Annotated in this window: 16 protein-coding genes; 8 read left to right on the top strand and 8 right to left on the bottom strand. The window is 43.9% G+C overall.

Annotated elements, in window-relative coordinates; genetic code table 11:
* Positions 1 to 20: 20 nt before the first annotated feature.
* Together BLP33_RS18180 and BLP33_RS18185 are read right to left on the bottom strand one after the other, a co-directional pair.
* The gene (locus BLP33_RS18180; protein ID WP_139160017.1) at positions 21 to 509 is read right to left on the bottom strand and encodes a type VI secretion system transmembrane protein TssO; all 489 of its coding nucleotides are present in this window, start codon (positions 507 to 509) and stop codon (positions 21 to 23) included.
* A gap of 8 nt (positions 510 to 517) precedes the next feature.
* Positions 518 to 1,036, bottom strand: coding sequence for a type VI secretion system TssO (locus BLP33_RS18185; protein ID WP_090531702.1), 519 nt, complete (start codon positions 1,034 to 1,036; stop codon positions 518 to 520).
* A gap of 220 nt (positions 1,037 to 1,256) precedes the next feature.
* Here BLP33_RS18185 and BLP33_RS18190 point away from each other — a divergent pair, with 220 nt between their 5' ends.
* Both BLP33_RS18190 and BLP33_RS18195 read left to right on the top strand, forming a co-directional pair.
* Positions 1,257 to 1,691 (top strand): GPW/gp25 family protein, encoded by a 435-nt coding sequence (locus BLP33_RS18190; protein ID WP_090531703.1) that lies wholly within the window; start codon positions 1,257 to 1,259, stop codon positions 1,689 to 1,691.
* 4 nt (positions 1,692 to 1,695) lie between these two features.
* Complete coding sequence (locus BLP33_RS18195; RefSeq protein WP_090531705.1) at positions 1,696 to 3,543, top strand: type VI secretion system baseplate subunit TssF; 1,848 nt, start codon at positions 1,696 to 1,698, stop codon at positions 3,541 to 3,543.
* Between the two features lie 190 nt (positions 3,544 to 3,733).
* On the opposite strand, the gene BLP33_RS18200 is transcribed toward BLP33_RS18195, so the two are convergent.
* From BLP33_RS18200 to BLP33_RS27490, 3 genes are all read right to left on the bottom strand, one after another.
* The gene (locus BLP33_RS18200) at positions 3,734 to 5,518 is read right to left on the bottom strand and encodes a DUF885 domain-containing protein (RefSeq protein WP_090531707.1); all 1,785 of its coding nucleotides are present in this window, start codon (positions 5,516 to 5,518) and stop codon (positions 3,734 to 3,736) included.
* Positions 5,519 to 5,744: 226 nt separating this feature from the next.
* Entirely contained in the window at positions 5,745 to 7,226 is a 1,482-nt protein-coding gene (locus BLP33_RS18205; RefSeq protein WP_090531709.1) for an OmpP1/FadL family transporter, read from the bottom strand.
* 33 nt (positions 7,227 to 7,259) lie between these two features.
* A complete protein-coding gene (locus BLP33_RS27490; RefSeq protein ID WP_175490052.1) occupies positions 7,260 to 8,195 on the bottom strand; it encodes a hypothetical protein in 936 nt (311 codons plus the stop codon).
* A gap of 100 nt (positions 8,196 to 8,295) precedes the next feature.
* Here BLP33_RS27490 and proS point away from each other — a divergent pair, with 100 nt between their 5' ends.
* The 4 genes from proS (at position 8,296) to BLP33_RS18230 (ending at position 12,309) form a co-directional block, all read left to right on the top strand.
* Positions 8,296 to 9,768, top strand: coding sequence for a proline--tRNA ligase (gene proS, locus BLP33_RS18215; RefSeq protein WP_090531713.1), 1,473 nt, complete (start codon positions 8,296 to 8,298; stop codon positions 9,766 to 9,768).
* A gap of 107 nt (positions 9,769 to 9,875) precedes the next feature.
* The gene (locus BLP33_RS18220; protein WP_090532057.1) at positions 9,876 to 11,015 is read left to right on the top strand and encodes a cystathionine gamma-synthase; all 1,140 of its coding nucleotides are present in this window, start codon (positions 9,876 to 9,878) and stop codon (positions 11,013 to 11,015) included.
* A 28-nt stretch (positions 11,016 to 11,043) separates the two neighbouring features.
* Positions 11,044 to 11,451 carry an SMI1/KNR4 family protein gene (locus BLP33_RS18225; protein ID WP_090531715.1) on the top strand — a complete coding sequence of 136 codons (408 nt, stop codon included), beginning with the start codon at positions 11,044 to 11,046 and terminating at the stop codon, positions 11,449 to 11,451.
* Between the two features lie 18 nt (positions 11,452 to 11,469).
* On the top strand, positions 11,470 to 12,309 hold the full coding sequence (locus tag BLP33_RS18230) for a TIGR02757 family protein (RefSeq protein WP_090531717.1): 840 nt from the start codon (positions 11,470 to 11,472) through the stop codon (positions 12,307 to 12,309).
* Between the two features lie 11 nt (positions 12,310 to 12,320).
* Here BLP33_RS18230 and BLP33_RS18235 read toward each other — a convergent pair whose 3' ends face one another.
* Complete coding sequence (locus BLP33_RS18235; RefSeq protein ID WP_090531719.1) at positions 12,321 to 12,632, bottom strand: hypothetical protein; 312 nt, start codon at positions 12,630 to 12,632, stop codon at positions 12,321 to 12,323.
* A 136-nt stretch (positions 12,633 to 12,768) separates the two neighbouring features.
* Positions 12,769 to 13,827, bottom strand: coding sequence for a nucleoid-associated protein (locus BLP33_RS18240; RefSeq protein WP_090531721.1), 1,059 nt, complete (start codon positions 13,825 to 13,827; stop codon positions 12,769 to 12,771).
* Positions 13,828 to 14,030: 203 nt separating this feature from the next.
* Between BLP33_RS18240 and mnmE the strand changes: the two genes are divergently transcribed.
* Positions 14,031 to 15,494 carry a tRNA uridine-5-carboxymethylaminomethyl(34) synthesis GTPase MnmE gene (mnmE, locus tag BLP33_RS18245; protein WP_090531722.1) on the top strand — a complete coding sequence of 488 codons (1,464 nt, stop codon included), beginning with the start codon at positions 14,031 to 14,033 and terminating at the stop codon, positions 15,492 to 15,494.
* A gap of 928 nt (positions 15,495 to 16,422) precedes the next feature.
* Positions 16,423 to 17,895, top strand: coding sequence for a glycosyl hydrolase family 28-related protein (locus BLP33_RS18250; RefSeq protein ID WP_090531726.1), 1,473 nt, complete (start codon positions 16,423 to 16,425; stop codon positions 17,893 to 17,895).
* A 1,396-nt stretch (positions 17,896 to 19,291) separates the two neighbouring features.
* On the opposite strand, the gene BLP33_RS18260 is transcribed toward BLP33_RS18250, so the two are convergent.
* Entirely contained in the window at positions 19,292 to 23,014 is a 3,723-nt protein-coding gene (locus tag BLP33_RS18260) for a DUF6443 domain-containing protein (protein ID WP_090531730.1), read from the bottom strand.
* Between the last annotated feature and the right edge of the window lie 25 nt (positions 23,015 to 23,039).

Here is a 23,039-nt window from a genome sequence, read left to right on the forward strand (position 1 = left end):
TGGTAGATGTATGATGATGCTTACCGGGCCATGCTCATGTTTTGCTGCAATTGCCGCTGTGCAATGTGGCAGTCATCAACCGATCCTTTTATGTTCCTGATATCGTTATAATTGCCCGTTAGTTCGCGCTTATCATAAAAAAGAGCCTGCAACAGTTTTGAAGCGTGGATAAAGCATTTATACCGCGCGTCATAAGGGCGGCGGTTGTAATATGATTTTACAGCACCTATTGAACCGCTGATGTCATTCTCCAAAAAAACGGCCTGCACGTTGGGGTTAAACTTTACTATTTTATGATACGTGGTATCAACGGTTGGTAACGCTTCTGTAACAAGGCTTTCAAACTGCTCTTCTTCGTTTACTTTTTTAGCAAACTCGTTTTTTGATACAAACCCTTCGTTGCCATAATTATAAAATATAGCCACGCACAATATCACCGACGTCACTAAAAACATCCCCATGAAAAACAGGAATTTTTCTCTCCGTTCTTTTAAACTAAATTTTAACATATGGCTTATTAATGCGGATAGTGATGGTTTAACTGGTTAATAGCCGATTTATTTACCCGGCTGCATGACTCTAACTGTGAGCGAAGGCTTTCGATCTGGAAACGTGTGGTAAAAAGCGAATCTTTGATGCTGGCAATGGTTTCAATATCGTTGCTGAGCTTTTTATACAGTTCAAAACTTTTAAGCGGGTAAGGGTTACTTTGCAGCCGCTCACGGATATGCTGATTGCTCTCCTGGATATCATTGAGCAGTACCGTTTGGTTATTAAGCTCCTGCGAATTCATTTTTGCATACTGCGAGAGTTGCTGCATGCGCAGCAGGATCAATTCAAAGCTGTTATTGATATCGGTACGGAGCGCTATCAGCTGATCTGTTTTTTTAACGCGGTCATTTAATAATTCAAGCTCACGGCCCGAGGTTGCAAAAAAGAAGTAAACGATAATGATGGCCAAACCCAGTAATGTAATAAGGTACATCATGAATTTGCGATAAGCCCGGTTTAGGTCGCTATTGTTTACAGGTTTCATCTAATATTATAGTATCGGTTCGGTTTATTTACAGCTAAAAAAGCTGCATTTATAATACTTAACTCATTATTTATTAATTAACCAATAGTGTAATAATTATCAAAAAATCAACACTTTATCAACTATTTGTAACCAATAAAACATATCTACAACTATTTTTGAAAATAAATGTTTATAAAAAGTTAAAATTTAACATAAGCGAAATCCAATAATATCATTTATGCTAAACCCGCTTTATTCAAAACCGATCCGCTTTAGCCATATCAATAATGGCCAGGACCTTGATAAACAAGACCTTGGCGCGTCTATATCGCAATACATCGAACTCATTATTTTTACCCGTTTTGGCGAGCACCGTTACAACCCCGAATTTGGCTGCGAGATTTGGGATATGGATTTTGAACTCATTATGAGTGAGACTATTTGGGAAGAAAAGCTGAGGCAATCGTTGTTGCGCTCTATCAGCAAATTTGAAAATAGGATTTATGATATTGATATCAGCGTGAACATTACCGAGATCAACAAATTTTACCCCTTGCGCAATGTGAGCGAAATAAAAAAGAAAGTAGATATTACTATTAAAGGCAAATTGAACAAAACCGGCGAAACATATTTGTTCAAAACTGCTTTATTCCTAAGCCCGCTATCAGCATAAACCTATGAGCGCTATATTTTATAATTCAAAAGAAGAGATCAGGAACCGCATGCTGAAGAACGCTACCGAGTTTTGGGGCGTTCAAAACGTAAATGATGTTGATCCGCTGGTAAAGCTTTTGATTGAAGCCCTAAGCACCGAGTTGTTCAACTTAAACAATGATGTTAAAAACCTGGAGCATCGCATCCTGAACAAAATATCCAGGATCCTGGCTTCCGACTATTTAACGGCCCCGCTCCCCGCCCATGCCATATTAAAAGGTAAACCCATCGAGGCTTCAGAAATATTGAACATCGGCAATCATTTTTATTTCCGGAAACAATTGGCAGCAGAGGTTGGCAAAACCAGCCCGGACCAACTGGACATTTACTTTACACCGGCAGGTGCTAACTCTGTATTTAATGCAGAAATAAAATACAGCTTCAACGGGGGCAGGCTGCAGGAACATATTGAAAATGGACAGAAGAATACATTGCTAAACGTCCGCACCGGTGCTTTTGGCGAACCTAACACCCTTTGGATAGGCATTGAAACAGCAGTAGCATTGAATACTTTTAAAAATGCAGGAATCTATTTCGACTGGCCTGTTTACATCAGCAATACCGATTTTTACAGCCTGCTCCAGGTAACTAAATTTTACCTGGATGGTTCACAGCTTGATACTGAACCTGGCCTCATTTACGCTGATGAACAAGCCGACGATCAGAAACCTGTTTTTTATGATCAGCATATCATTAACCTTATAACCCGCGACGTCAGGACCTATTACAACAATCATTTTATTTCGCTTACCGATGAGCGGCTAAGCAATATTACCGACTTCAAAGCAAATTATCCGGTTGAGTTGCTGTCGTTTTTTAACGAGCAGGATTTGAAAGCACTTAAGCCCTGCCTGTGGTTCAAGATCGTATTCCCGGCGGCAATCCCGGCAAATGCCATTGATGAACTGCAGTTACATTTAAACTGTTTCCCGGTAATGAGCAGGCGGCTTCACCAACAAAAATTCAGGATCAAGGAGATCAGCGATATCATCCCAATAAAACCAGGTGCTTATGATCATTTTTTATCGATCCATGAGCTGCATGACGACAATGACGTTCGGTATAACGAGATCCCGTATAGCCAGGCCGGTATTAATTATGAGGGCAGTTACTCCATCAGGAACGGTGGCGCCGAGCGTTTTGATGCACGTAACGCCCGGCAAACCATCGAATATTTGTTTGAGCTGCTTCGCGACGAAAAAGCGGCCTTTGCCGCATACGGAAGCGACTTTTTAACAACGGCCCTAAAAACACTGGAGCAAAATATTTCCGTTATCGAAAAAAAATCCAAAAGTTCAAAAGATAATCATGAACTGGTAAATTACCTGGTACTAAAACCGGCAAACAAAGCGGCCATGTTATACCTCAGTTTTTGGACAACACTTGCCGATAATGCCAACAATATCCGCAAAGGCTCAAAGCTACAACAGGCGGAAGCCATTAAACTTAAGCCGGATACTTTAAGGCTCCTTACCACGACCACGGGCGGCCGAAACAGCCTTGGAGCTTCCGAGCGGATCCAGGCCTATAAATACGGCCTCACCACTAAAGACCGCATAGTTACCCTTGCCGATCTAACAAGTTTCTGCAGATATGAGCTTGGAGCAAAAATGAAAAACATCCGCGTAAGCAAAGGGGTAAGTATCTCAGCCAATCCCAGAGAAGGTTTTATTAAAACAACCGATATTTATATAACCCCGGCCGATCATGAACTTTCGGCACCGGAATGGGCCACGCTGCTTGAGCTGCTAAAATCAAAGCTGCAAAGCCGGAGCGTAATGGATGTTAATTATAGGGTGTTTACGGAATAAGGTATACATATCGATACCGTCATCGCCCTTGTGTTCTTTTGTTATTAAGCGACTGGCCCTGCAAATCGGACCGAATCACGGGCTGCATTATTTTGTCACGCTTGCTCCCCCTGCTCTATCGCGACATCGTAAATAACTAATAAAGCGGGATAATTTTAAAATATCCCGCTTTTTGCGTTTTATAGAAAACTTACAACGCCTTCTCCTTCGGCACAAAATCATTCATTACCGCCTCGCGGATCAATGCCGGCGGCAGGATCCCTTGCGACAGGATGAAATCATGGAAATGCAAAGCGTTGAATTTGTTGCCTAATGCAGCCTCGGTATCTTTGCGCAGGGCAATCATTTTGGTAAAACCATAAAAATAGCTATTGGCCTGGCCGGGAGCGTTAATGGTATAACGCTCAACTTCCTGGCGGGCAAAGGCACGCGATTGTACTACATCGTTCATCAATACATCAAGCGCCTGTTGCTGGGTTATCTTACCAGCCTGCAATTCAGGATCAAGGAAGGCGCGCGCGGCCCTGAGCAAGCGATAATCTAACGAAACCAACTGTCCTTCTAAAGGCATGTAAGGGCGGGTAATGTATTCGGAATATAAGCCCCAGCCTTCCACATTGGTGGAGTTAAAGGCGTACAGGGCGCGTGCCTGTGATACCCCTTCTTCCACCATTTTATCAAACTGTAATTCGTGGCCCGGCCTTGCTTCATGGGCTATGATGGTCCACGAGGCGGCATCAAAAGTAAAGTCATCGTACTTGTCTGTAGCTTTTTCGCCGGGTGATGCGGGCATGTTTAATGGCAGTACAAATACGCCACGCTGGCCGGTATTATTCAGAAACGGCGGTGGCACCATGTGTGGGGCCGGGCTCTGCGCAGTCTCGGCGGCCGTAGCTAAACGGATAATAGCCGGGCGGTTTGGCAGCGTTACCAGTTGATGATCGCGAATGATGCCTTCAATATCTTTTAAATGCTGCTCGTACAGCGGAATAATAGAATCTCCGTGGATCTGCTCTTTTTTAAGTTCACGAATTACAGCCCGATAGTCACTTGATGGCAAGCCACGTTTTTTGGCTATCTGCCCGGCAATAGGTTTCATCTCGTCCTGGATCTGGTTGAACAGGGCATGTGCCATTTCAGCTACTTTCGCAGGGGGAATATCTATACCATAAGCTTCGAGGTTCATAGCATACTCTTCGGGTGGGAGCCTGAAATCTGTACGGGCTTTTACCAGTACATTTGCTTTTACCCATTTGTCATAATCTTCAAGCTGTTTTTTCAGGGTGGCATAAGGTTGTTCCCAGCCGGTCACCCTGTATTTGGAACAAAGTTCGGCAATGCCGCTTACGATACTCGCATTGCGCGACAGATCGGTTTCCATGCGTTGCTTTGACGGATAGATCATGTTTTTGCCGCCCATCTGGTGCTGCAGGCGTTCCCTGTAAATGGTTGTCAATGGTTTATAACCTTTTTCCAGTCCTGCATATTTACGGATACGCATTACCGCTGCCTGGCGACGGGCTTCGGGGGTTTGATCGTCAAGCAGTGTTTCCAGTCCGCCGTAAATTGTTGAGGACGCATTCAAAAAAGGGACCTGGCGGCTCAACTCAAAGTCCTGCTGGCGAAAACCCAGTTTGAGGTGGGTTATAATGATATTGATATCCTGTTGAATAAAAGTATTTTTTTCAGTCTTAAGGGCTTCGGTAAGTTTAGCGACAACGGCCTCTTCATCCTTGCGTTCGGCCATGATGTTTTGGAGGGTTGGTATAGCTATGTCACTGTCATACTCGGCCAGGCCTTGTGATGATCCGTATTCGGGCGAGTATTTTTTATCCAGATCAATAATGATTTTGGTATACGCATTTGATTTGGCTACCCATGCTTTTGTTTCGGCTGATTGCTGCGCCCGGGCATTAATGCCGATACCAGTCAATAGCACTAACAAACCGGTGCTTTTAAGTAGATTTTTGTTCATGGTCAATTTAAATTATGAATGGCAAGTTACTTAATTTGACCGTTGATATTTTTGATTACGTTGATTTCGCTGATAATAGCACATTTTGACTTTTTCGGCATTGCTGGCGACGACATCAACAACGGCACAACGATATACGTTAAATGAAACAGCCTGTCTTTCCGTAACAGAAAGCCAGGCTGAACAGATCAACGCAATAAGCGTAATCAATCAAAAAAATCAACGGTTAAAAGCGGTACCCTAAAGTAAGGAATGCATTGTTGTTAGTTTTTTTCAAATCGGCAAAAGGACTGGTTGCACCTACTTCATAAGGGAAAATGGTTTGCTTGCCGGTTACCCTGGCGTAAGTAGCGTCAACAAAATAAGCACCAAAATGAAAGCCTATACCGCCGCTAACTGTTTTAATATCGCTGCCAAGGTCTTTCATCGGGTTACCTTGCTGGCTGTAACCGCCGCGCAGATAAACGAGGCTGTTCACGTTTACTTCGGCGCCCACATGAAGGTTCACTGTTGAACGGTAAAGTGATTTGATATCGCTGTTGTCACCATCGGCAGTATAACTGTCGTTACTGCTTAAATGAGTAGTGGTATAATCGATATATTCAACATCGCCGCTTATGAAACCATATTTGCCTATGAAAACAGACGCGCCACCTGCTAATTTTAACGGCGTACGCAGATTGTAGCTTAGCTGATATGGTTCGGATTCGTTTTCATGACTCTTGCCACCTGTGTATTGCGTGGCAAGCCCTTCGGAATATGAATCATCAATATTATAAAACGTTGGTGAGGTAAATACAAAGCCCAGGCGTAAAGCTTGTATGGGTTTATAAATAATACCTAATTTGGCGTTAAAGCCCGAGCCTTTGGTGCTTTGGTCTTGCGCAAAAGTGGATGAAAAGTCGGTAGGGTTGCCGCCATTGGTTATAATGGCGTTGCCATTTTCGGTAAACCTGGCGTGCGAATTATACCTGATATCGGTAATAGCCAGTCCCAAACCTAAGTAAAGCTTATTGCTGTAATTGGCACCGAACGAAAGGTTAAACTCCGACTGGCCGCCGGTACGGGTAATCCCCGCCAATTGCCTTACCGGAACATTCACTGTGCTTGAATATGAGTTCGGGTCTGATGCCGGGCCGAAATTATCGATCAGGACATGATCATATGCCCATCCATCAAGGCCATTAGGGTTAACACTGCCATATTGAGATACTTCCCGCTTGGCGATACCGGCATAGTAATCAGAAATAGAACTGGTTTGGTTTGTACCGCCGTAAGCAACGTTTTCATAAAAGTTATTGGTACGGCTGTAGCCCGCGCCATAGTTAATACTTAACCAGCCTTTGCTTTTGTCGCGCCCACGGGTGGTTAGCTGCTGATAAAATACGATGGCTGCGTTGTTCATGTTCACATCGTTACGGTTGGCGCTGCCTGCCTGCCCAAAAAAGCTGGAGCTTATTTTGGAGTTATCATACTCAGGGGTAATACTAACCTCCGAGTGTGTAAAAAAGCCTAAGCCGGCAGGATTGCCGCTAACTGAACTCAAATCGCCGCCTACAGCTGTGCCGGCGTTCCCAATAGCTTTGATACGTGAAGTTGATCCGGTTTGAAAGGTTGAAAACCGGATGGCATCCTGTGAGTATTGCGCAAAACTATCTTTAGTAATTGCTACTATAGCAATTATGCTTAGTAAATACTTGATTTTCATAAAATTCAGGTAAATAAAATATAAGATTTAGGTTTATGGTCTTGATGGTCTGCCGCCACCGCCGCCACTGCTGCTGCCGGTGCTGCGTGAACTGCCGCCGCTTGAGCTTGGTGATGGCGTATACGATGGTTGCTGCGATGTACGTTCAACCTGTGGCTGTCTGTAAACCGGCTGTGCATCACGGGTAGGCGCCGCGTCCGTACGGGCCGGGCGTGCATAGCGGGTGCCATTGTTATTATTATAACTGTTATTTCCGCTATTGCTGCTGCCGTTACTGTAAGTGTTCGTTCTGCTGCCCAATGGTCTGTTACGGCCTCCGGGAATGTAGCCTATACCGGAGGTGGCACTGCTAACAGGGCGGCGCCCGCTGCCTGCAAAAGGATTGCCATTACCACGATAAGGACGCGCTGTACCTGACGAAGCATAGCCTCCACCATAGTAACCGCCATATCCACCGTATCCATAACCGCCGCCGTAATAACCGCCGTATCCACCATATCCGTAGCCTAAGCCCCAGCCACCATAATAACCGCCGTATCCATAACCTAATCCTAAGCCAAGGCCGCCGTAGTAGCCGCCATAACCCAATCCCCAGCCGTTGTAATAACCAGCACCGCCATAATATCCTAAACCACCATAGCTCAATCCATAGTTGTAGTAAGGATAGTTATTGTACGCCGAATAAAAGTCGTCATAATAGCCGAAAGGAGAAAAGTAACTGAAACGGTTTATACGTGCCGAATAATCATCGTAGTAAAAGTAATCATCGTCGTCATCGCTATATCCGTCCTCTGCAACCGGGGTTTGGTTGTAAGCCGGCTGTTGTGCATAAACAGGTTCATCGCCCGCTCGTGCATCAGAAAAATAAACGTTGTCATTACTTTGGTTTGATGCAAGCTTGGTTGTAGAGCAGGAACTCAATGCCATGGCACCGATAATAAACATTCCTATCGCGATGTTCCGTTTCATATACAGGTAAGTAAAAAGTGCAAGGTCAAATAAGTTTTAAATTTATAAATTTGGCAGCAATATACAACAATTACACAAGTCCAAATTCTATCCAATCAATATGAGCAAAGGTGTTATTAGTAAAGACGAAGATTATTCGCAATGGTTTAACGACTTAGTAATTAAATCTGACATGGCCGAGTATTCGCCGATTAGAGGCTGTATGATCATTAAACCGTACGGTTATTCGATATGGGAAAAGATCCAGGCGGTACTTGACGAGATGTTTAAAGACACCGGTCACAGCAACGCTTACTTCCCGCTTTTAATACCCAAGTCGTTCTTTAGTAAAGAGGCCAGCCATGTTGACGGTTTTGCCAAAGAATGTGCTGTTGTAACTCATTACCGCCTCAAAAATGATGGCGAAGGAAATATTATTGTTGACGAAGAAGCCAAGCTTGAAGAGGAGCTCATCATCCGTCCGACATCAGAGACTATTATCTGGAACACTTACAAGGGCTGGATCCAATCATACCGCGACCTGCCTATCCTGGTTAACCAGTGGGCCAACGTAATGCGCTGGGAAATGCGTACGCGTTTGTTTTTGCGTACCAGTGAATTTTTATGGCAGGAAGGCCACACAGCCCACGCAACAGCTGATGAGGCCGTAGCCGAAACCGAGCAAATGCTGAATGTATATGCCGATTTTGCCGAAAACTGGATGGCTTTGCCGGTGGTGAAAGGTCGTAAAACAGCTAACGAGCGTTTTGCAGGAGCTTTGGATACCTATTGTATTGAGGCGCTAATGCAGGATGGTAAAGCCCTGCAAGCCGGCACATCACACTTTTTGGGACAAAACTTTGCAAAAGCTTTTGACGTAAAGTTCACCAACAAAGAAAATAAAATTGAGCATGTTTGGGCCACTTCATGGGGTGTTTCAACCCGTTTGATTGGAGCGCTTATTATGGCCCATAGCGATGACGCGGGGTTAGTATTGCCTCCAAAGCTGGCACCTATTCAGGTAGTAGTTGTTCCGATTTACAAGCACCAGGAAGAGCTTGATAACATCAGCGCTTATGTTAACTCGCTAAAAAAGGAACTTAAGGCTAAAGGTATTTCGGTTAAGTTTGATAACCGCGATACCCACCGCCCGGGAGCTAAATTTGCTGAATACGAACTGAAAGGTGTTCCATTACGCGTGGCCATAGGCAGCCGTGATATGCAGAACGGAACAGTTGAACTGGCCCGCCGTGATACCAAAACAAAAGAAACCGTTAACCAGGAAGGTCTTGCTCAGGTTATAGAAAACCTGCTTGAAGAGATTCAACAAAATATCTATAAAAAAGCATTTGATTTCCGTGCCGAAAACACAACCGAGGTTGATACCTGGGACGAATTTAAACGCATGCTCGATGAAGAGCCAGGTTTTATCAGTGCACACTGGGACGGTACATCCGAAACCGAACAAAAAATAAAAGAGGAAACTAAGGCGACAATCCGTTGCATACCTTTGGATAATAAACAGGAAGAAGGTAAATGTATTTTGACAGGTAAGCCATCGACGCAGCGGGTGTTATTTGCGAGGGCGTATTAATTTTGTAAAGTCCATAGTTTATGGTCGATAGTCCATAGCTATGAATAATTGTTTTTTTACTATGGTCCATGAACTATCGACTACGGACCGTGCTTACAGCACAACTCATGAAATTCGCAACTAAAGCAATACACGCAGGGCAGGAGCCCGATCCAACAACCGGCGCTATCATGACGCCAATATATCAAACATCAACCTACTGGCAAAAATCGCCGGGGGATAATAAGGGCTATGAGTACTCGCGTGGTACCAACCCTACCCGTAAAGCGCTGGAAGATTGTTTGGCTGCTTTGGAAAACGCAAAGTTTGGCCTGGCGTTTTCGAGCGGTATGGGCGCTACTGATGCGGTGATGAAACTGCTTGCGCCCGGCGATGAAGTTATTACCGGTAATGACCTTTACGGTGGTTCATACCGGATCTTCACCAAGATCTTTGCTAACTACGGCATCAAGTTCCACTTTTTGGATCTGTCTGATCCGGAACTTGTTCGTGCCCATGTAAATGATAAAACTAAGCTGGTTTGGATTGAAACACCTACCAACCCAACCATGCGGATTGTGGATATAGAAGCCATAGGTAAGATCACGAAAGAGAAGAATTTACTTTTTGTGGTAGATAATACATTTGCATCACCATACCTGCAAAACCCAATTGATTTGGGTGCTGATATTGTAATGCATTCGGTAACCAAATACATAGGTGGCCACAGCGATGTGGTGATGGGTGCACTGATGCTGAACGATGAGGACCTTTATAAAAAGCTCTGGTTCATCTATAATGCCTGCGGTGCTACACCAGGACCTATGGATAGCTTTTTAGTTTTGCGTGGTATCAAAACCCTGCACCTGCGCATGAAAGCTCATTGCGAAAACGGAAAGCAGATAGCCGAGTTTTTGAAAGATCATCCAAAAGTTGAAAAGATCTACTGGCCGGGCTTTACCGATCATCCTAATCATGATATCGCAAAAAAACAAATGCGCGATTTTGGTGGCATGATCAGCATCGTATTGAAAGGTGCCGATCTGCAGGAGACTTTCCGTATTGCATCATCATTTAAAGTATTTTCATTGGCCGAGTCATTAGGTGGTGTTGAATCATTGATCAACCACCCGGTAAGCATGACCCACGGCTCAATCCCTAAAGCCGAACGTGAAAAAGCAGGCGTAGTTGATAACCTGCTGCGCCTGAGCGTAGGTGTAGAAGATATAGAAGATTTGCTGGAGGATATTAAACAGGCGTTAAGCTAAAAAATGAACCTTTAATCAAAACTTTCTTATGGAGGATTGGATAAAGGAAGCTATTACGTTTTGGGATGAATGTGAAGTGAAAATGAAGCCACCCGCAACTGCCGCGGATTTCGAGAAAGCTGAAACTATTCTAAGCTTTAGCTTTCCTGATGATTTTAAAGCGCTTTATGCTATTGTAAACGGGTTTGATGATTATGAATGGCAAGAGTATATGTTTTCTTTTTGGTCACTCAATAGGATTATAGAAGAATTTGTCGAAAGCGAGAATAAGAATATTATAGGCTTTTGTGATTTTTTAATAATGAGCCACGTTATTGGCTTTAAGCGAAATGCAGTGGGCATTTTTAATGATTACTCAACCGACTACGAACCTATTGCTCTTACTTTTATGGAAGCAATAGGTATGATAAACAGTGGTTCACGTGAAATATATTAAATGTGAACATTTCGGCACATGGATATAGGATACAATAAGAACAGTTCCCCCTTTAGGGGGGCAGGGGGCGAAGCTCTCAAAGCCTTCCTCGACGCTAAGGTTGCCCAGTATAATCGCCCTGAATTTATTGAGAATGATCCGGTAACCATCCCGCACATGTTTAGCCAAAAGCAGGATATCGAGATCATGGGTTTTTGGGCTGCCACACTGGCCTGGGGACAACGGGTTACCATTATCAAAAAATGCAAAGAGCTTATTACGTTGATGGATGGCGCACCTCACGATTTTATCATCAACCATGAAGAGCCTGATCTGAAAAAGCTGTTAAAGTTCAAGCACCGCACTTTTAATGATGTGGATACTTTATATTTCATCGCTTTTTTTCGGCAGCATTATGAACGGTTTGAATCGTTGGAGGATGCGTTTGTACCCCCCACCCTCCTGAAGGGGGAGGCAAATGTTCAAGCTATTGAGGCTACTTTAAATCATTTTCGCTCATACTTTTTTTCTTTGCCCGATTTTCCGCATCGTACTAAAAAACATGTGTCATCACCATCGCAAAAATCAACCTGCAAACGGCTAAATATGTTTTTACGCTGGATGGTGCGGAAGGACGATAACGGCGTTGATTTTGGCATCTGGAACCGCATCAAACCTTCCGACCTGATCTGCCCGCTTGATTTACATGTTGACAGAGTTTCCCGCAAACTCAACCTCATCACCCGTAAACAAACCGACTGGCAAACGGCCCTTGAATTAACCGAAAGACTCCGTGAGTTCGATCCTAACGATCCGGTTAAATATGATTTTGCCTTGTTTGGTTTGGGGATTGAAGAGCGTTGGGGAGTGCAGTTTTGATCATTTATCGGTTATAAAGTGGCTGGTTTTTGCTCAACTACAACTATGGGTTTGGGTTCTTCTACCCGGCGCATACGCACTAATTTACCATCATCAAAATAGTAATACATGTTTGCAATTACCCTTTGGGCATCGGCTTCAACAGTACGCTTGTAAATAGAATGGCCTGGTGTGGCTTCGACCAGCGAGAGGTTAAATCGTTGAGAGGCTGTAAAATCTTTTTCGCTCATGCCAAGTGCATATTGCTGAACGCCCCCATTTTGTAATACGCTGCAGCTTGTAATGACGAATAACAATGAGATGATTATGAATGACCTTTTCATTTGTGTGTTGTGATTTGGTTAGTAATACTGTGTTGTACCAGTATGACTTTTCACAAATGGAAAGGTTTACTAAACATTTGTTTGAAGATGCGATGTTGCAGTGTATCAGGTTTATTAAATTTTAAAGCTTAATCTTTTACGCCTCCTCCTTAAAATAAACCTTATAATAATTCATCGCCCTCCCATCGTCAAAACCTTTCTCAATCAGTTCTTTATCGCCATGAATATAGATGTGGAAGTTTTTATCAAGCTTTAAAACGCTTTTGTAAACACGGGCCTGCTTCTTTACCGCATTTTCTGATATAATAAAATTATCGGCAATAGGGCTGTCAAATTCCTGCTCGTACTGGTTTTTGAAAGTTTTGAATGATTCAATAGCCTGTTCGTTGCCGATCACTTCATTCGAAAACTCCTCCATATCAAAAGTTTCCTTTTCTTTAAAATACTTCATGGAGCGGTTCAGCAGGTCGATTTTATCTGCCTTGCTCATCTCAAATTCTTCATCGATTTTTTCGGTGATGAAGTTTTTGTAAATGCCCAGGGTATTGTTGGTTTGGTTGAAACTGTCATTGCGGATCTTCAACTGCAAAAAATCGTCCTTCCAAAATCTCGCAGCTTCCTGGCCGCCGTTGGTTTTATCCACTACCACTACTTTGTAGCCGTTTTCTTTTTCGATATTGAAGATCAACACGCCTTTATCCAGCTTATTGATGTTGATGGCATCCTGCTCATAATCAACCTGGAAACCGCCTTTGTCCGGGTAAACTTTAAGGTAAGTTTCCTTGTTTTCCGACTTGAAGATACCGATGGCATCCAGTGGGTTGCCTTCAATTTGCACTTTATTAAAGTAAACCACATAAAGCTCGCCGCCTTTAATATTAGGGTGATTGGTAACCTTGTATAAATGCTTCGCTATTTTCTCAGATGCCTCATGAAACTTAGTGTTGTCATCAAATACCTGTGTGGCAAAGTGGTGCAGCTCGTTTAGTTCAAGGTCGCCACTGCTGTGCATCAGGTGATAAACCTCGTTAGCCTTTTCAAAAGGTTTCAGAAAATATTGCATAAGCAGGTTGGGAATAATCTCATCCTTTAATTCCAATGGCTGTTCGGAAAGTGCATACATCTCTTCCTGCGACTGATTACCAACGTGATGTACCGAAATAGTTTCGAGCGAAGCTTCAAAAAAAGTTACCATAATTGCCTGCGAAGGTAAAGATTTTAGTTAATGGTTCATGGATCATAGTTCATGGTGTGCCCGCGTTTTTCATGTTCAAGTCATATGGAGATGGATTAGGAGGAGTAGGTGAGAAAAATCACCACGAAATAACGACCTTTGCACTTTGGTAAATTAGGCGGGCTTAGGCTATGATCTATGAACCATTAACCATCAACTAAAAAATGACAGATAATACCGATACCATAGTTGCCCTTGCCACACCAAACGGCGTGGGTGCCATTGCTGTGATTCGCCTTTCGGGCCCTGATGCCATAAACATAGCCAACAGTGTATTTAAAGGTAAAGACCTGAGCAAACAGGCATCGCATACTATCCATTTCGGCAGCATTGCCGATGGCGATTTGATTTTGGACGAGGTGCTGGTATCGTTGTTTGTTGGCCCGCGGTCATACACCCGCGAAAACGTGGTTGAGATCTCATGTCATGCTTCGGGTTATATTATTGAAAGTATCATTAAGCTGTTCATCAAAAAAGGTGCACGGTCGGCCAAACCCGGCGAATTTACGCTAAGGGCATTCCTGAATGGTCAGCTCGACCTGAGCCAGGCCGAGGCTGTTGCCGATCTGATCGCCTCCAACTCTAAAGCATCGCAGCAGGTGGCCCTGCAACAACTTCGCGGAGGCTTCAGCACTCAGTTACAGGCCCTGCGCGAGCAACTGGTAAACTTTGCTTCGCTCATTGAACTGGAACTCGATTTTGCTGAGGAAGATGTAGAGTTTGCCAACCGTGATCAGCTGAAACAGTTGATCCACGAGATTACCAAAATTGTTGGCCGGTTAATTAATTCATTTGAGTTGGGTAACGCCATTAAAAACGGTGTAAACACGGTAATAGCAGGCAGGCCAAATGCGGGCAAATCAACCCTGCTGAACGCCCTGCTTAATGAAGAGCGTGCCATAGTGAGCCACATCCCCGGAACCACAAGAGACACGATTGAAGAGGTGCTGAATATCCAGGGCATTAATTTCAGGCTGATTGATACTGCCGGGATCCGGGAAGCTACCGATGCCATTGAACAGATAGGCGTACAGCGCACCATGGAAAAGATCAGCCAATCAGCCCTGTTGGTTTACGTTTTTGACGCCGCCAAAATTACTATTGAAGAACTGAATAGTGATATCGCCAGCCTGCAAAAACCCGGGGTTACCATGTTAGTGGTAGCCAATAAAGCAGATTTGTTAAATAAGTCAGAAAGCCAGAAAGTCGAAAAGTCCGAAAGAAGCTTCGCTGATTTATTCGATAATGCTTACAGTTTCGGGGAACGAGGTTTATTCACTTCTCCATCCCCTGACTTTCGGACTTTCGGACTTCCGGACATAATTTTTATCTCCGCCAAAGAAAAACATCATATTGACGATCTGAAACACAAGATCTACTCGTCTGCCGTAAAAAACCAGCTCAGTGGCGATGAAACGCTGGTAACCAATATCCGCCACCTCGAAGCCTTACAAAAAACTGAAGAGGCGCTTGTAAGGGTATTGGGCGGTATTGATGGCAGCATAACTTCCGATTTTTTGTCGATGGATATTAAACAGGCGCTTCACTACCTCGGTGAGATCACCGGTGTTGTTACCACAGATGATTTGCTGGAGAATATATTTAGCAAGTTTTGTATCGGAAAATAGGCACGCAGAATAACACATACTAACGATAACTTATGACAAGTAAATATCTCATTGTTAATAAGTTATATTAATTCTTCTTGTCCAAATTCTTGGATATTTGACCCTGTTTTACTGACTTTTGTAACTCAGATGTAACCCAAATCTCCCTTTAGCGTGTTGTCGCAAAATCGAGTGGAAATTAAGTCGCTTAGGGCGCTTATTTACGCTTAATGATGCTTAATAACCCTTAGCAGGGAAATTACGGGTGACTTCTCGACCAAAATTTGACAGGAAATTTTAACCGTTAAAATTTATTATTTACCTGCCCTCAAAGGAAAAGCAGAAAGTATCAACAAATTATTGACAGCAAACGGAGTGCAGTCTAACTTAGACACCGCACCCTATGATATTTCGCACTCAAATAACCAGGTGGTGTATTATAACGATCCGCAACTGGACTACAGTAAAGCAGTCCTGTCATTATTGAATAAAAACGGGTGGCCTAATTTTGAATTAAGAAAGAGCAGCAAAGCGAACGTATCAACACAGTTTTTTAAAATCTACCTGACGAGTTGAAGTTTGCTTGTGGCCTGTGTTAACACCTCACTATATACCGTAAACGGTTTGCCTTGATTGAAACATCTATTGCAAATGTCGGTTCATATTTTTATAAACAAAGTTATTTTAAAGCATTGCCCAACGATATTCTGTTCTCCCAACACGATAATTGTATTCGTTTATCAATAAATGGTAATAGATACTTCCGTACCCCTGCTTTAATTTCGATAACTTCCTGCCATCAGCAAAACACTAACTTTTGTAGTGAAAAAAACAGTGTTAGTGGCCGAATATAGTATAGCTATATTTGGCTATTTTTTGACAATTTAATTTTAAAATAATATTAATTGTCGTAATTTCAATGGCACAATCCACATAATACTCTATACCTATGCCTTTATGCACAACTATTACAGCTTTAAGAGCTTATACCAATTTTACCGATGTCGTTTTTGTACAGGGATATAGCTTGACCAGCGACGGCGGCGAAGGCCTTTTTTTCTGGGACAGTACGGATAGCGTTTCGCCTGATAATGACGGTACAATTATCAAAGTTACTGGGGTGAGCAGCGGAAGATGGAAACGACTATATTCAGATTGCTTGAATGTTAAATGGTTCGGCGCAAAGGGCAACGATATCAATAATGATCAGCCATTCCTGCAAAAAGCCATTGACGCCGCACAGACCTTAAAACAAGCCTTAAGGTTGCCTGCCGGCAATTATTACATCGCCTCCGGCCTCGTTATCGGGAACATCGGTAATCCGACAATCACCGAAAAAATAACCGGGGACGGAAGAGCGAATACGGCCATCACCTATGATTCAACCGTTGCAGGGTTTACGGCAATAACAGTTCTGGGTGGCTCAGGCGGTCTGACCTCCGGTTACCTGAAGGATATCACTTTTAAGGACAAGATTGTTCCCGGCCCGAATACGCCCCCTTCTGTTGCGACCGCTGTAGAAGTTGCCGGAAAGGGAGGTTACCGGATCATTAACTGTTCTTTCGCCCGTAATAAGCTGGGCATTTATCTTCATAACAGGGTTATACACGAATTTACGGAATTCGTCGTAGCCGAACGGTGCGATTTTACAGTAGAATGCCTGCAGTCATTGCGCTATTATAATGAACCGGGAGTCGACAGTAGTTTTCACGGGTCCGGTCTTTTACGGTGTACAGTAAATATAGCCGACGTAAATAAACTTCCGGTCATAACGATCGACGGCAGTGCGTACCCTTACAATGCGCCGATGGATCTTCAGGTATGGTCCCTGGGAAGCGGGCAAACGGTGGTTCAAAACAATTCTTCCCGGATAGCACAATTCCATGGTGCTATTACATTTGAAGGTGGATATGACCCCGTTCAGCCTGATCAATCGGACGCTTGCAAAATTTTCAGAACCGCTGCGGCTCAGATATTTCATCTTGGTACAGTTCAGGGAATAACCTGGTTTAACCTTGGGGATGTAACACTTACAGACGCTCTGAATGTAACGGGCACAATGACGGGAAACCTCGTACGATATAATAAAAAGCCCTCTTCGAAAACTATAACCTTGAATCCGGGAGACAATGACACGGGAATAAACGTGGGGGAGTTTACAGACAGCGACCTCCTCAGGGTCACCTTCCAGGCGCCGAATTTTGACTGGCGTGATTTGCTGTGCGGTACCCACGACGGCTACGGGGGGCCTGCCGGCTATATCAATATTCTCGCCGCGATTAGACACTTTAATAGTTATGGTTACCCGGCTCCTGTTTATACGGTCAACGCTTTGGGAAATCTGGTTATCTCTATGACAGGCATCACATCGGGAACCATAAAGGTAATCATCAACCTCATGCCCCTAACAAAAGTGCTGTAAAATCGGGGAATAAAAGCGTCGTTGGATGTATAACGAAATCCTGATTAACAACCAGACTAATTTCTGCTCTTGGTCGGTGTTAACTCCGCGCCATTTCCTGCAAACTGCAGTGTAAAAAGAAGTCCTGCATATTTGTGAATCGTTCAGCAAAGATCAAGTTTGAATAATGCCACAGCACTCAGTACCCCCAGCTTAAAAGATGTAAAAGCCCCGTAGAACTCGCTTCCCGGGGCTTTTTCTAAACCTTATCACAAATCAATATTTCATTGATTTTTTTCAAATTTACAATTATCGTTTTAATTAATGGTGCGGCATCCAAGGTAGACAGGCGCAGTAAAACGTTTTGATATTCCTTCTACCTGCCCCGCAATTACACTTCCACAGGCTAAATACAGATCTGCTCGTTAAAATTGGGATTTCGGAGGAAAATTTAAGGAGAACGCTACAGCGTGCCTAATATTCAAGGTTATGCCCGATAATGCGTTGAAGTTTGTGACTGTCTGCAACAACGAGGGGTTTCTATGGGCTGCAAGGGGAATCCCAACAGTGGTTGCATTCAATCATTTCCAGAAGGTAAAGGCAACCACAAGATAAAAATATGTAAAAGTGGCATTTTACAAGAAGATAGTTTTAAATACCTGCGTTAAATTCCGTGTTCAAACTCGCAGCGGCTCGCAGATTTACCAAGGGCTTTTTTAATAACAGATTACCTATTTACAACAAATCCCGGATGATAGTTTCATCCAGGATTACAACGTTTTACAAGCAGGATGCTTGTTTTGTTTTAGGTCGAAGTTACGCGTTGCTAAACCTCGACCATTGTATGAGCTGTTATATACAATCTTTATTAAAAAAATCATCTAGTGATATGCCCTTGGACAAAAACGCAAGCAATTAAAATAATCAAGCCGCACCACGTAAAGATTCTCATATATAAATTATCCTGTTCATTACTTTCACGTTGTTCATCTATATTGTAGACGGGTATAAATCTGTTTTTAGATGGTTCAGGGGGAATAAATTCCTGTCCAAATCTCCTTATATAACTCAATCTAATTATATGATATGCTATAAATAGCAACAATCCGAAAAAGGCAAGTGGTCTGTTACCGGGTAAGGCATAAATTATACATAACAGAAACCACATTAGAGAAAATGACATATTTGAGTACTTATACAAATAAGAGGACATCATCAATGTTAGTATTAAAAATGCGAAAATGAAATCATAAAAAAAAATTAGCATTGGCTTGAAGAAGAAAGCTAATACAACGCACCTTCCAATAATAATTGCAATAAATATGACCATTACGGCCCAGTCTATGTAACTGATTTTTTTTCTCTTCATACATTTAAATTACGTCTATCCATCTTAAAGTTATGCAAAATAAATATTTTAATATAACTTCATTTTTGCTTCGGGAAAAGCTTCATCGACAGCACTTCCAATTCGATCTGTGATTGATTTACCCGTTAAATAGGCAGTTCCTATGTCAAGTCCTGTATAGATCCATCCAATTGGCCCAACGGTTGACGCATAGCCGATTACCCCCTTCACAGCGTCTCCCAATGTGATCACTCCATTTCTATTATATACGGACAACGCAGTTCCAACAAGTGTTGACGCAAAACCTAATGTTTTCGCTGTTGTAGCAAATGTTTTTTCCAGCCCGGCCTCAAACACTTCGCCGTTTCTATTGAAGTAACTCACCGCTCGCGACATCCTATCAAAAACTAAATTTTGCTGTTCAAGTTGAAAATCATTAGGTGCAAGCAAATTTGTTGGATTATCATTTCGTAAACCTGCGGCTATTCCTTTTTCAATTCTACTACCAAGAAAGTTATATGCTTCAAAGCCTAAGTTAACTGGGATATATCCGAATTCGTTCGATAGAAAGTTTTTTGCTAAACCACTAAAATCCTGAACAACATTTGATGAAACCTTATTGAAAATCCATTCATTATTTTCGTTCTGCTTTACAATATAGCTATTTTTGCTACCCTCCATGTACGACACATTCCCGTCGGCATCAATATACACCGAAACACCATTCTTGCCACCGCCAGCGGTAGATACTCCCCCGACCGTTGGCACATTATCCAAAAGCCCACCTTGCATCCCTCCGCTATTCAGCCACAAATTCATATTTTCGATCTCGTGCCCGCTTAATTGTTTTGCTATACCATCGGTTGCTTCAAATAAATCCCCCATTGGGTCATTCATCATCGCCGGATTATTGCCAGCATACTGATAGCCAGTCATGCTTTCAGCGCTTTCACCCTTTGGATCGACACCTATCCACCTGCCCAAAGCAGCGTCGTAATTTCGGTAAAAAGTTTGATAATAATCAGGCAGGTTGCCATAATCATTCTGCCATTCGCTGCCGCCATTGTACAGGTTTTTATTCGGGTTGCCGGGTGTGGCTACTGTACTACCCGGCATGATCATACCAAAAGCATAATAACTGTTCTCCTGCCGGGTTTTGGCTGTGCCACCTGTGCCGGTATTATCAAAAGCGATGCGTACGTTACCCTGCTGGTCGGCTATGGTAAACTCCTGGCTCAACGTACCGGCGTTGTTTAATACCCGGCCTTCCGGCATATTAAAGTATTGCAGCGCCGCAGTACCTGCTCCGGCCGTGGTAAACACAAAGCCATCGATATAATCAGTCGTAGTTTGCAACGTTGCCACGCCACCTACGTTGTCGTACTGCTGCTTGCGGATCAATATGCCGGACGCACTATAGGCATACTTGATAAACCTGTTAGCTGATGAACTGAAGGAGATCTGATCCGTCCGGTTAAGCACATTATAGCTTATCGCGGATAATCCTTTATACGGTTCATTAGTCAGGTTGCCGTTACCATCGTAAGTATACGTTCCGCTTCCTCCCATAAAACCGGTAGTATTGCCACTGGCATCCGACACCGTTTTCAGCTGGTTAGGGCTATTCGCGTCATAGGTATAGGTCAGGTTATCGATGGTACTGTGTCCCCCGGTGCCCTGTGTGGTGGCGTTCCGGTAAAGCGTTTTGATATTCCCGTTCAGGTCATATGTGATCCTATCCTCATCCCAGCCATGCGTAATGCTGAAAGCGCCCGTGCCCGCCGTAGTCCGCTCAGCATATACCGCAGCGGTATCGCGGTTAAGCCCGTCATAATAATATTTAAAGGCCCTCTCGTAGCTGCTGTTGTTGCTGCCGTCCCTGCTCATCCATTTGATAGCCGAAAGCTTGCCGTTATAATAGCCGGTATTACCAAGATTGGCATCCACCTTCTCGTACAACAACTGCATACCGAACAGGTCGTTAGTATCCCCGTTCGTCTGCCCGCTGTCATTGCTCAGTTTGCTGTTGTTGATGCTCAGCAGTTGCCCCCGGATATTATAACGCAGGTCTACGCTTTGAAGGTAACTGGAAGCGCTTACCGGGGCCAGCTTTTTCTGATAGACCTGCCCCAGTTCATTATAGCTATAGGTGGCCACATGGCTTACCGTCGCTGAGCCGTTATAATACTGATCAATCGCGGTAACCCGGTACATATGGTCGTACGTAAAATTGGTTTGTACACTGGTTGTTCCTGAAGGGGCCTGTACCGACGTTTTGGTAATCTGGGGTGCCCCGGTAAAGTCGGGAACAGTGGTCTTTTTATCAGTGAGCGTAAACATGGCCGTATAACTTAGCTGGTTATTGCTCTGTACCTGTATGGGGTTGCCGCGCTTATCGTAAAAAGTTACTTTGGTAAGCCAGATATTGGAGGCTATCGCGCTGCCGACTGTGGACTGGCAGATCACCGTAGGTACGCCACGTAACGTCGATTGCGTAGGCGAACTTTCATTGGTCAGTCCCTGAGCAGCATAACTAAAATTGGCCGTGCCATTGTTATCTACATCATAGTCATCATAATAGGCATAGGCCAGCGGTGTCAATGTACCGGTGCTGCTGGTTGGGAAAATAGTGCTGGTATAATAGCCGCTGTTGGTCAGCGTGGCGGTCCTGCTTTCATACCAGGTCGTGTTATAACTGGATGCCAGGCCACTTACATAGCTTTGCATAGCAGTGCGGCCGGTGCGGGTAACATCAGTATAAATCCCCTGCGAAACCACCCGTCCCTTCGCGTCGTATTTGATATAATTCCATTTATTAGCTACCCGCATATTGGAATCCTGCACCAGCACCGGCCGGTTCACCGGATCATAAACAATGGCTACTGTCCCGGCCGAAGGAACTTTCTTCTCAACCAGTCTACCCATCGAATCATACAGGTAATGGAATACTAGGTTTTTAACCGCAGTGGTGCTCAGGCTATAACTCCCGGCCATCAGCGATACGGCCTGCGGCGGCACCACGTAGCTGATCATCCCGGCCATATTATATATGTAATAAGTATCCAGGTTGGCAGCGCCCAGTTTTTGCCGCTTCAGTACCGTTTGCCCCTCTTTATTGGTGAAAACCAATGTTTCGGTATTGTCCTCGTCTTTGCCATCCGTTACCGATAATGAATTATTGGGGTAATAGTTACTTGCCGTAAAGCTGCCGTCATAATTCCAGACCGGGATACTACCGTCCTGTGCGGAACTGTTGTAACGGTAAACCGCAGTCTTATAATGCTGCCCGCTAACCGGCTGAAAACCGGAACCCACCATGCCCGATGAAAGCTGCCGCTGCAGCGGGCTGTTCTCAAATACCTGCTGACTGTAGGGGTTCCCATCATTGGCGGTCAGGTATTGGGTCAGGTTATTATAAAAACCGGGCTGATCGGTGCTTACCGCGTTCGGACGGTAAAAGCCCGTCGTATCTGTAGCCTTGCCGGCGTAAGGCAGGTAGCTCTTGGTCTGCCGACCCAGGTTATCATAAGCCACCGGCTGGATCAGGTCGTTCTGCAGCGGGCTGGCTTTCACTACTATACTTTGAATTGTACGGCCCAGGCCGTCATAATACACCCGGCTGGTCTGTTTCTGGAAAACATTCAGCTTAGCCAGGGACGTATCCGCCGTTACACCTGCTATATTGACTTTCTCTTGCTGCACAAAGCCCTGCTTACTTTGGGCATGTAATACCGAATTAATGCAAACCAGTATCCCGAGCAATAGTGATATATGGAATATTTTGTATTTCATGTTTAGGTTAATTGTATGAATGAAA

It is taken from the genome of Mucilaginibacter sp. NFR10 (assembly GCF_900100445.1).
Lineage (GTDB): Bacteria > Bacteroidota > Bacteroidia > Sphingobacteriales > Sphingobacteriaceae > Mucilaginibacter > Mucilaginibacter rubeus.

Coding starts and splice junctions, on each gene's coding strand:
- BLP33_RS18180 (WP_139160017.1), bottom strand. CDS start 509: ATGTTAAAATTTAGTTTAAAAGAACGGAGAGAAAAATTCCTGTTTTTC.
- BLP33_RS18185 (WP_090531702.1), bottom strand. CDS start 1,036: ATGAAACCTGTAAACAATAGCGACCTAAACCGGGCTTATCGCAAATTC.
- BLP33_RS18190 (WP_090531703.1), top strand. CDS start 1,257: ATGCTAAACCCGCTTTATTCAAAACCGATCCGCTTTAGCCATATCAAT.
- BLP33_RS18195 (WP_090531705.1), top strand. CDS start 1,696: ATGAGCGCTATATTTTATAATTCAAAAGAAGAGATCAGGAACCGCATG.
- BLP33_RS18200 (WP_090531707.1), bottom strand. CDS start 5,518: ATGAACAAAAATCTACTTAAAAGCACCGGTTTGTTAGTGCTATTGACT.
- BLP33_RS18205 (WP_090531709.1), bottom strand. CDS start 7,226: ATGAAAATCAAGTATTTACTAAGCATAATTGCTATAGTAGCAATTACT.
- BLP33_RS27490 (WP_175490052.1), bottom strand. CDS start 8,195: ATGAAACGGAACATCGCGATAGGAATGTTTATTATCGGTGCCATGGCA.
- proS (WP_090531713.1), top strand. CDS start 8,296: ATGAGCAAAGGTGTTATTAGTAAAGACGAAGATTATTCGCAATGGTTT.
- BLP33_RS18220 (WP_090532057.1), top strand. CDS start 9,876: ATGAAATTCGCAACTAAAGCAATACACGCAGGGCAGGAGCCCGATCCA.
- BLP33_RS18225 (WP_090531715.1), top strand. CDS start 11,044: ATGGAGGATTGGATAAAGGAAGCTATTACGTTTTGGGATGAATGTGAA.
- BLP33_RS18230 (WP_090531717.1), top strand. CDS start 11,470: ATGGATATAGGATACAATAAGAACAGTTCCCCCTTTAGGGGGGCAGGG.
- BLP33_RS18235 (WP_090531719.1), bottom strand. CDS start 12,632: ATGAAAAGGTCATTCATAATCATCTCATTGTTATTCGTCATTACAAGC.
- BLP33_RS18240 (WP_090531721.1), bottom strand. CDS start 13,827: ATGGTAACTTTTTTTGAAGCTTCGCTCGAAACTATTTCGGTACATCAC.
- mnmE (WP_090531722.1), top strand. CDS start 14,031: ATGACAGATAATACCGATACCATAGTTGCCCTTGCCACACCAAACGGC.
- BLP33_RS18250 (WP_090531726.1), top strand. CDS start 16,423: ATGCCTTTATGCACAACTATTACAGCTTTAAGAGCTTATACCAATTTT.
- BLP33_RS18260 (WP_090531730.1), bottom strand. CDS start 23,014: ATGAAATACAAAATATTCCATATATCACTATTGCTCGGGATACTGGTT.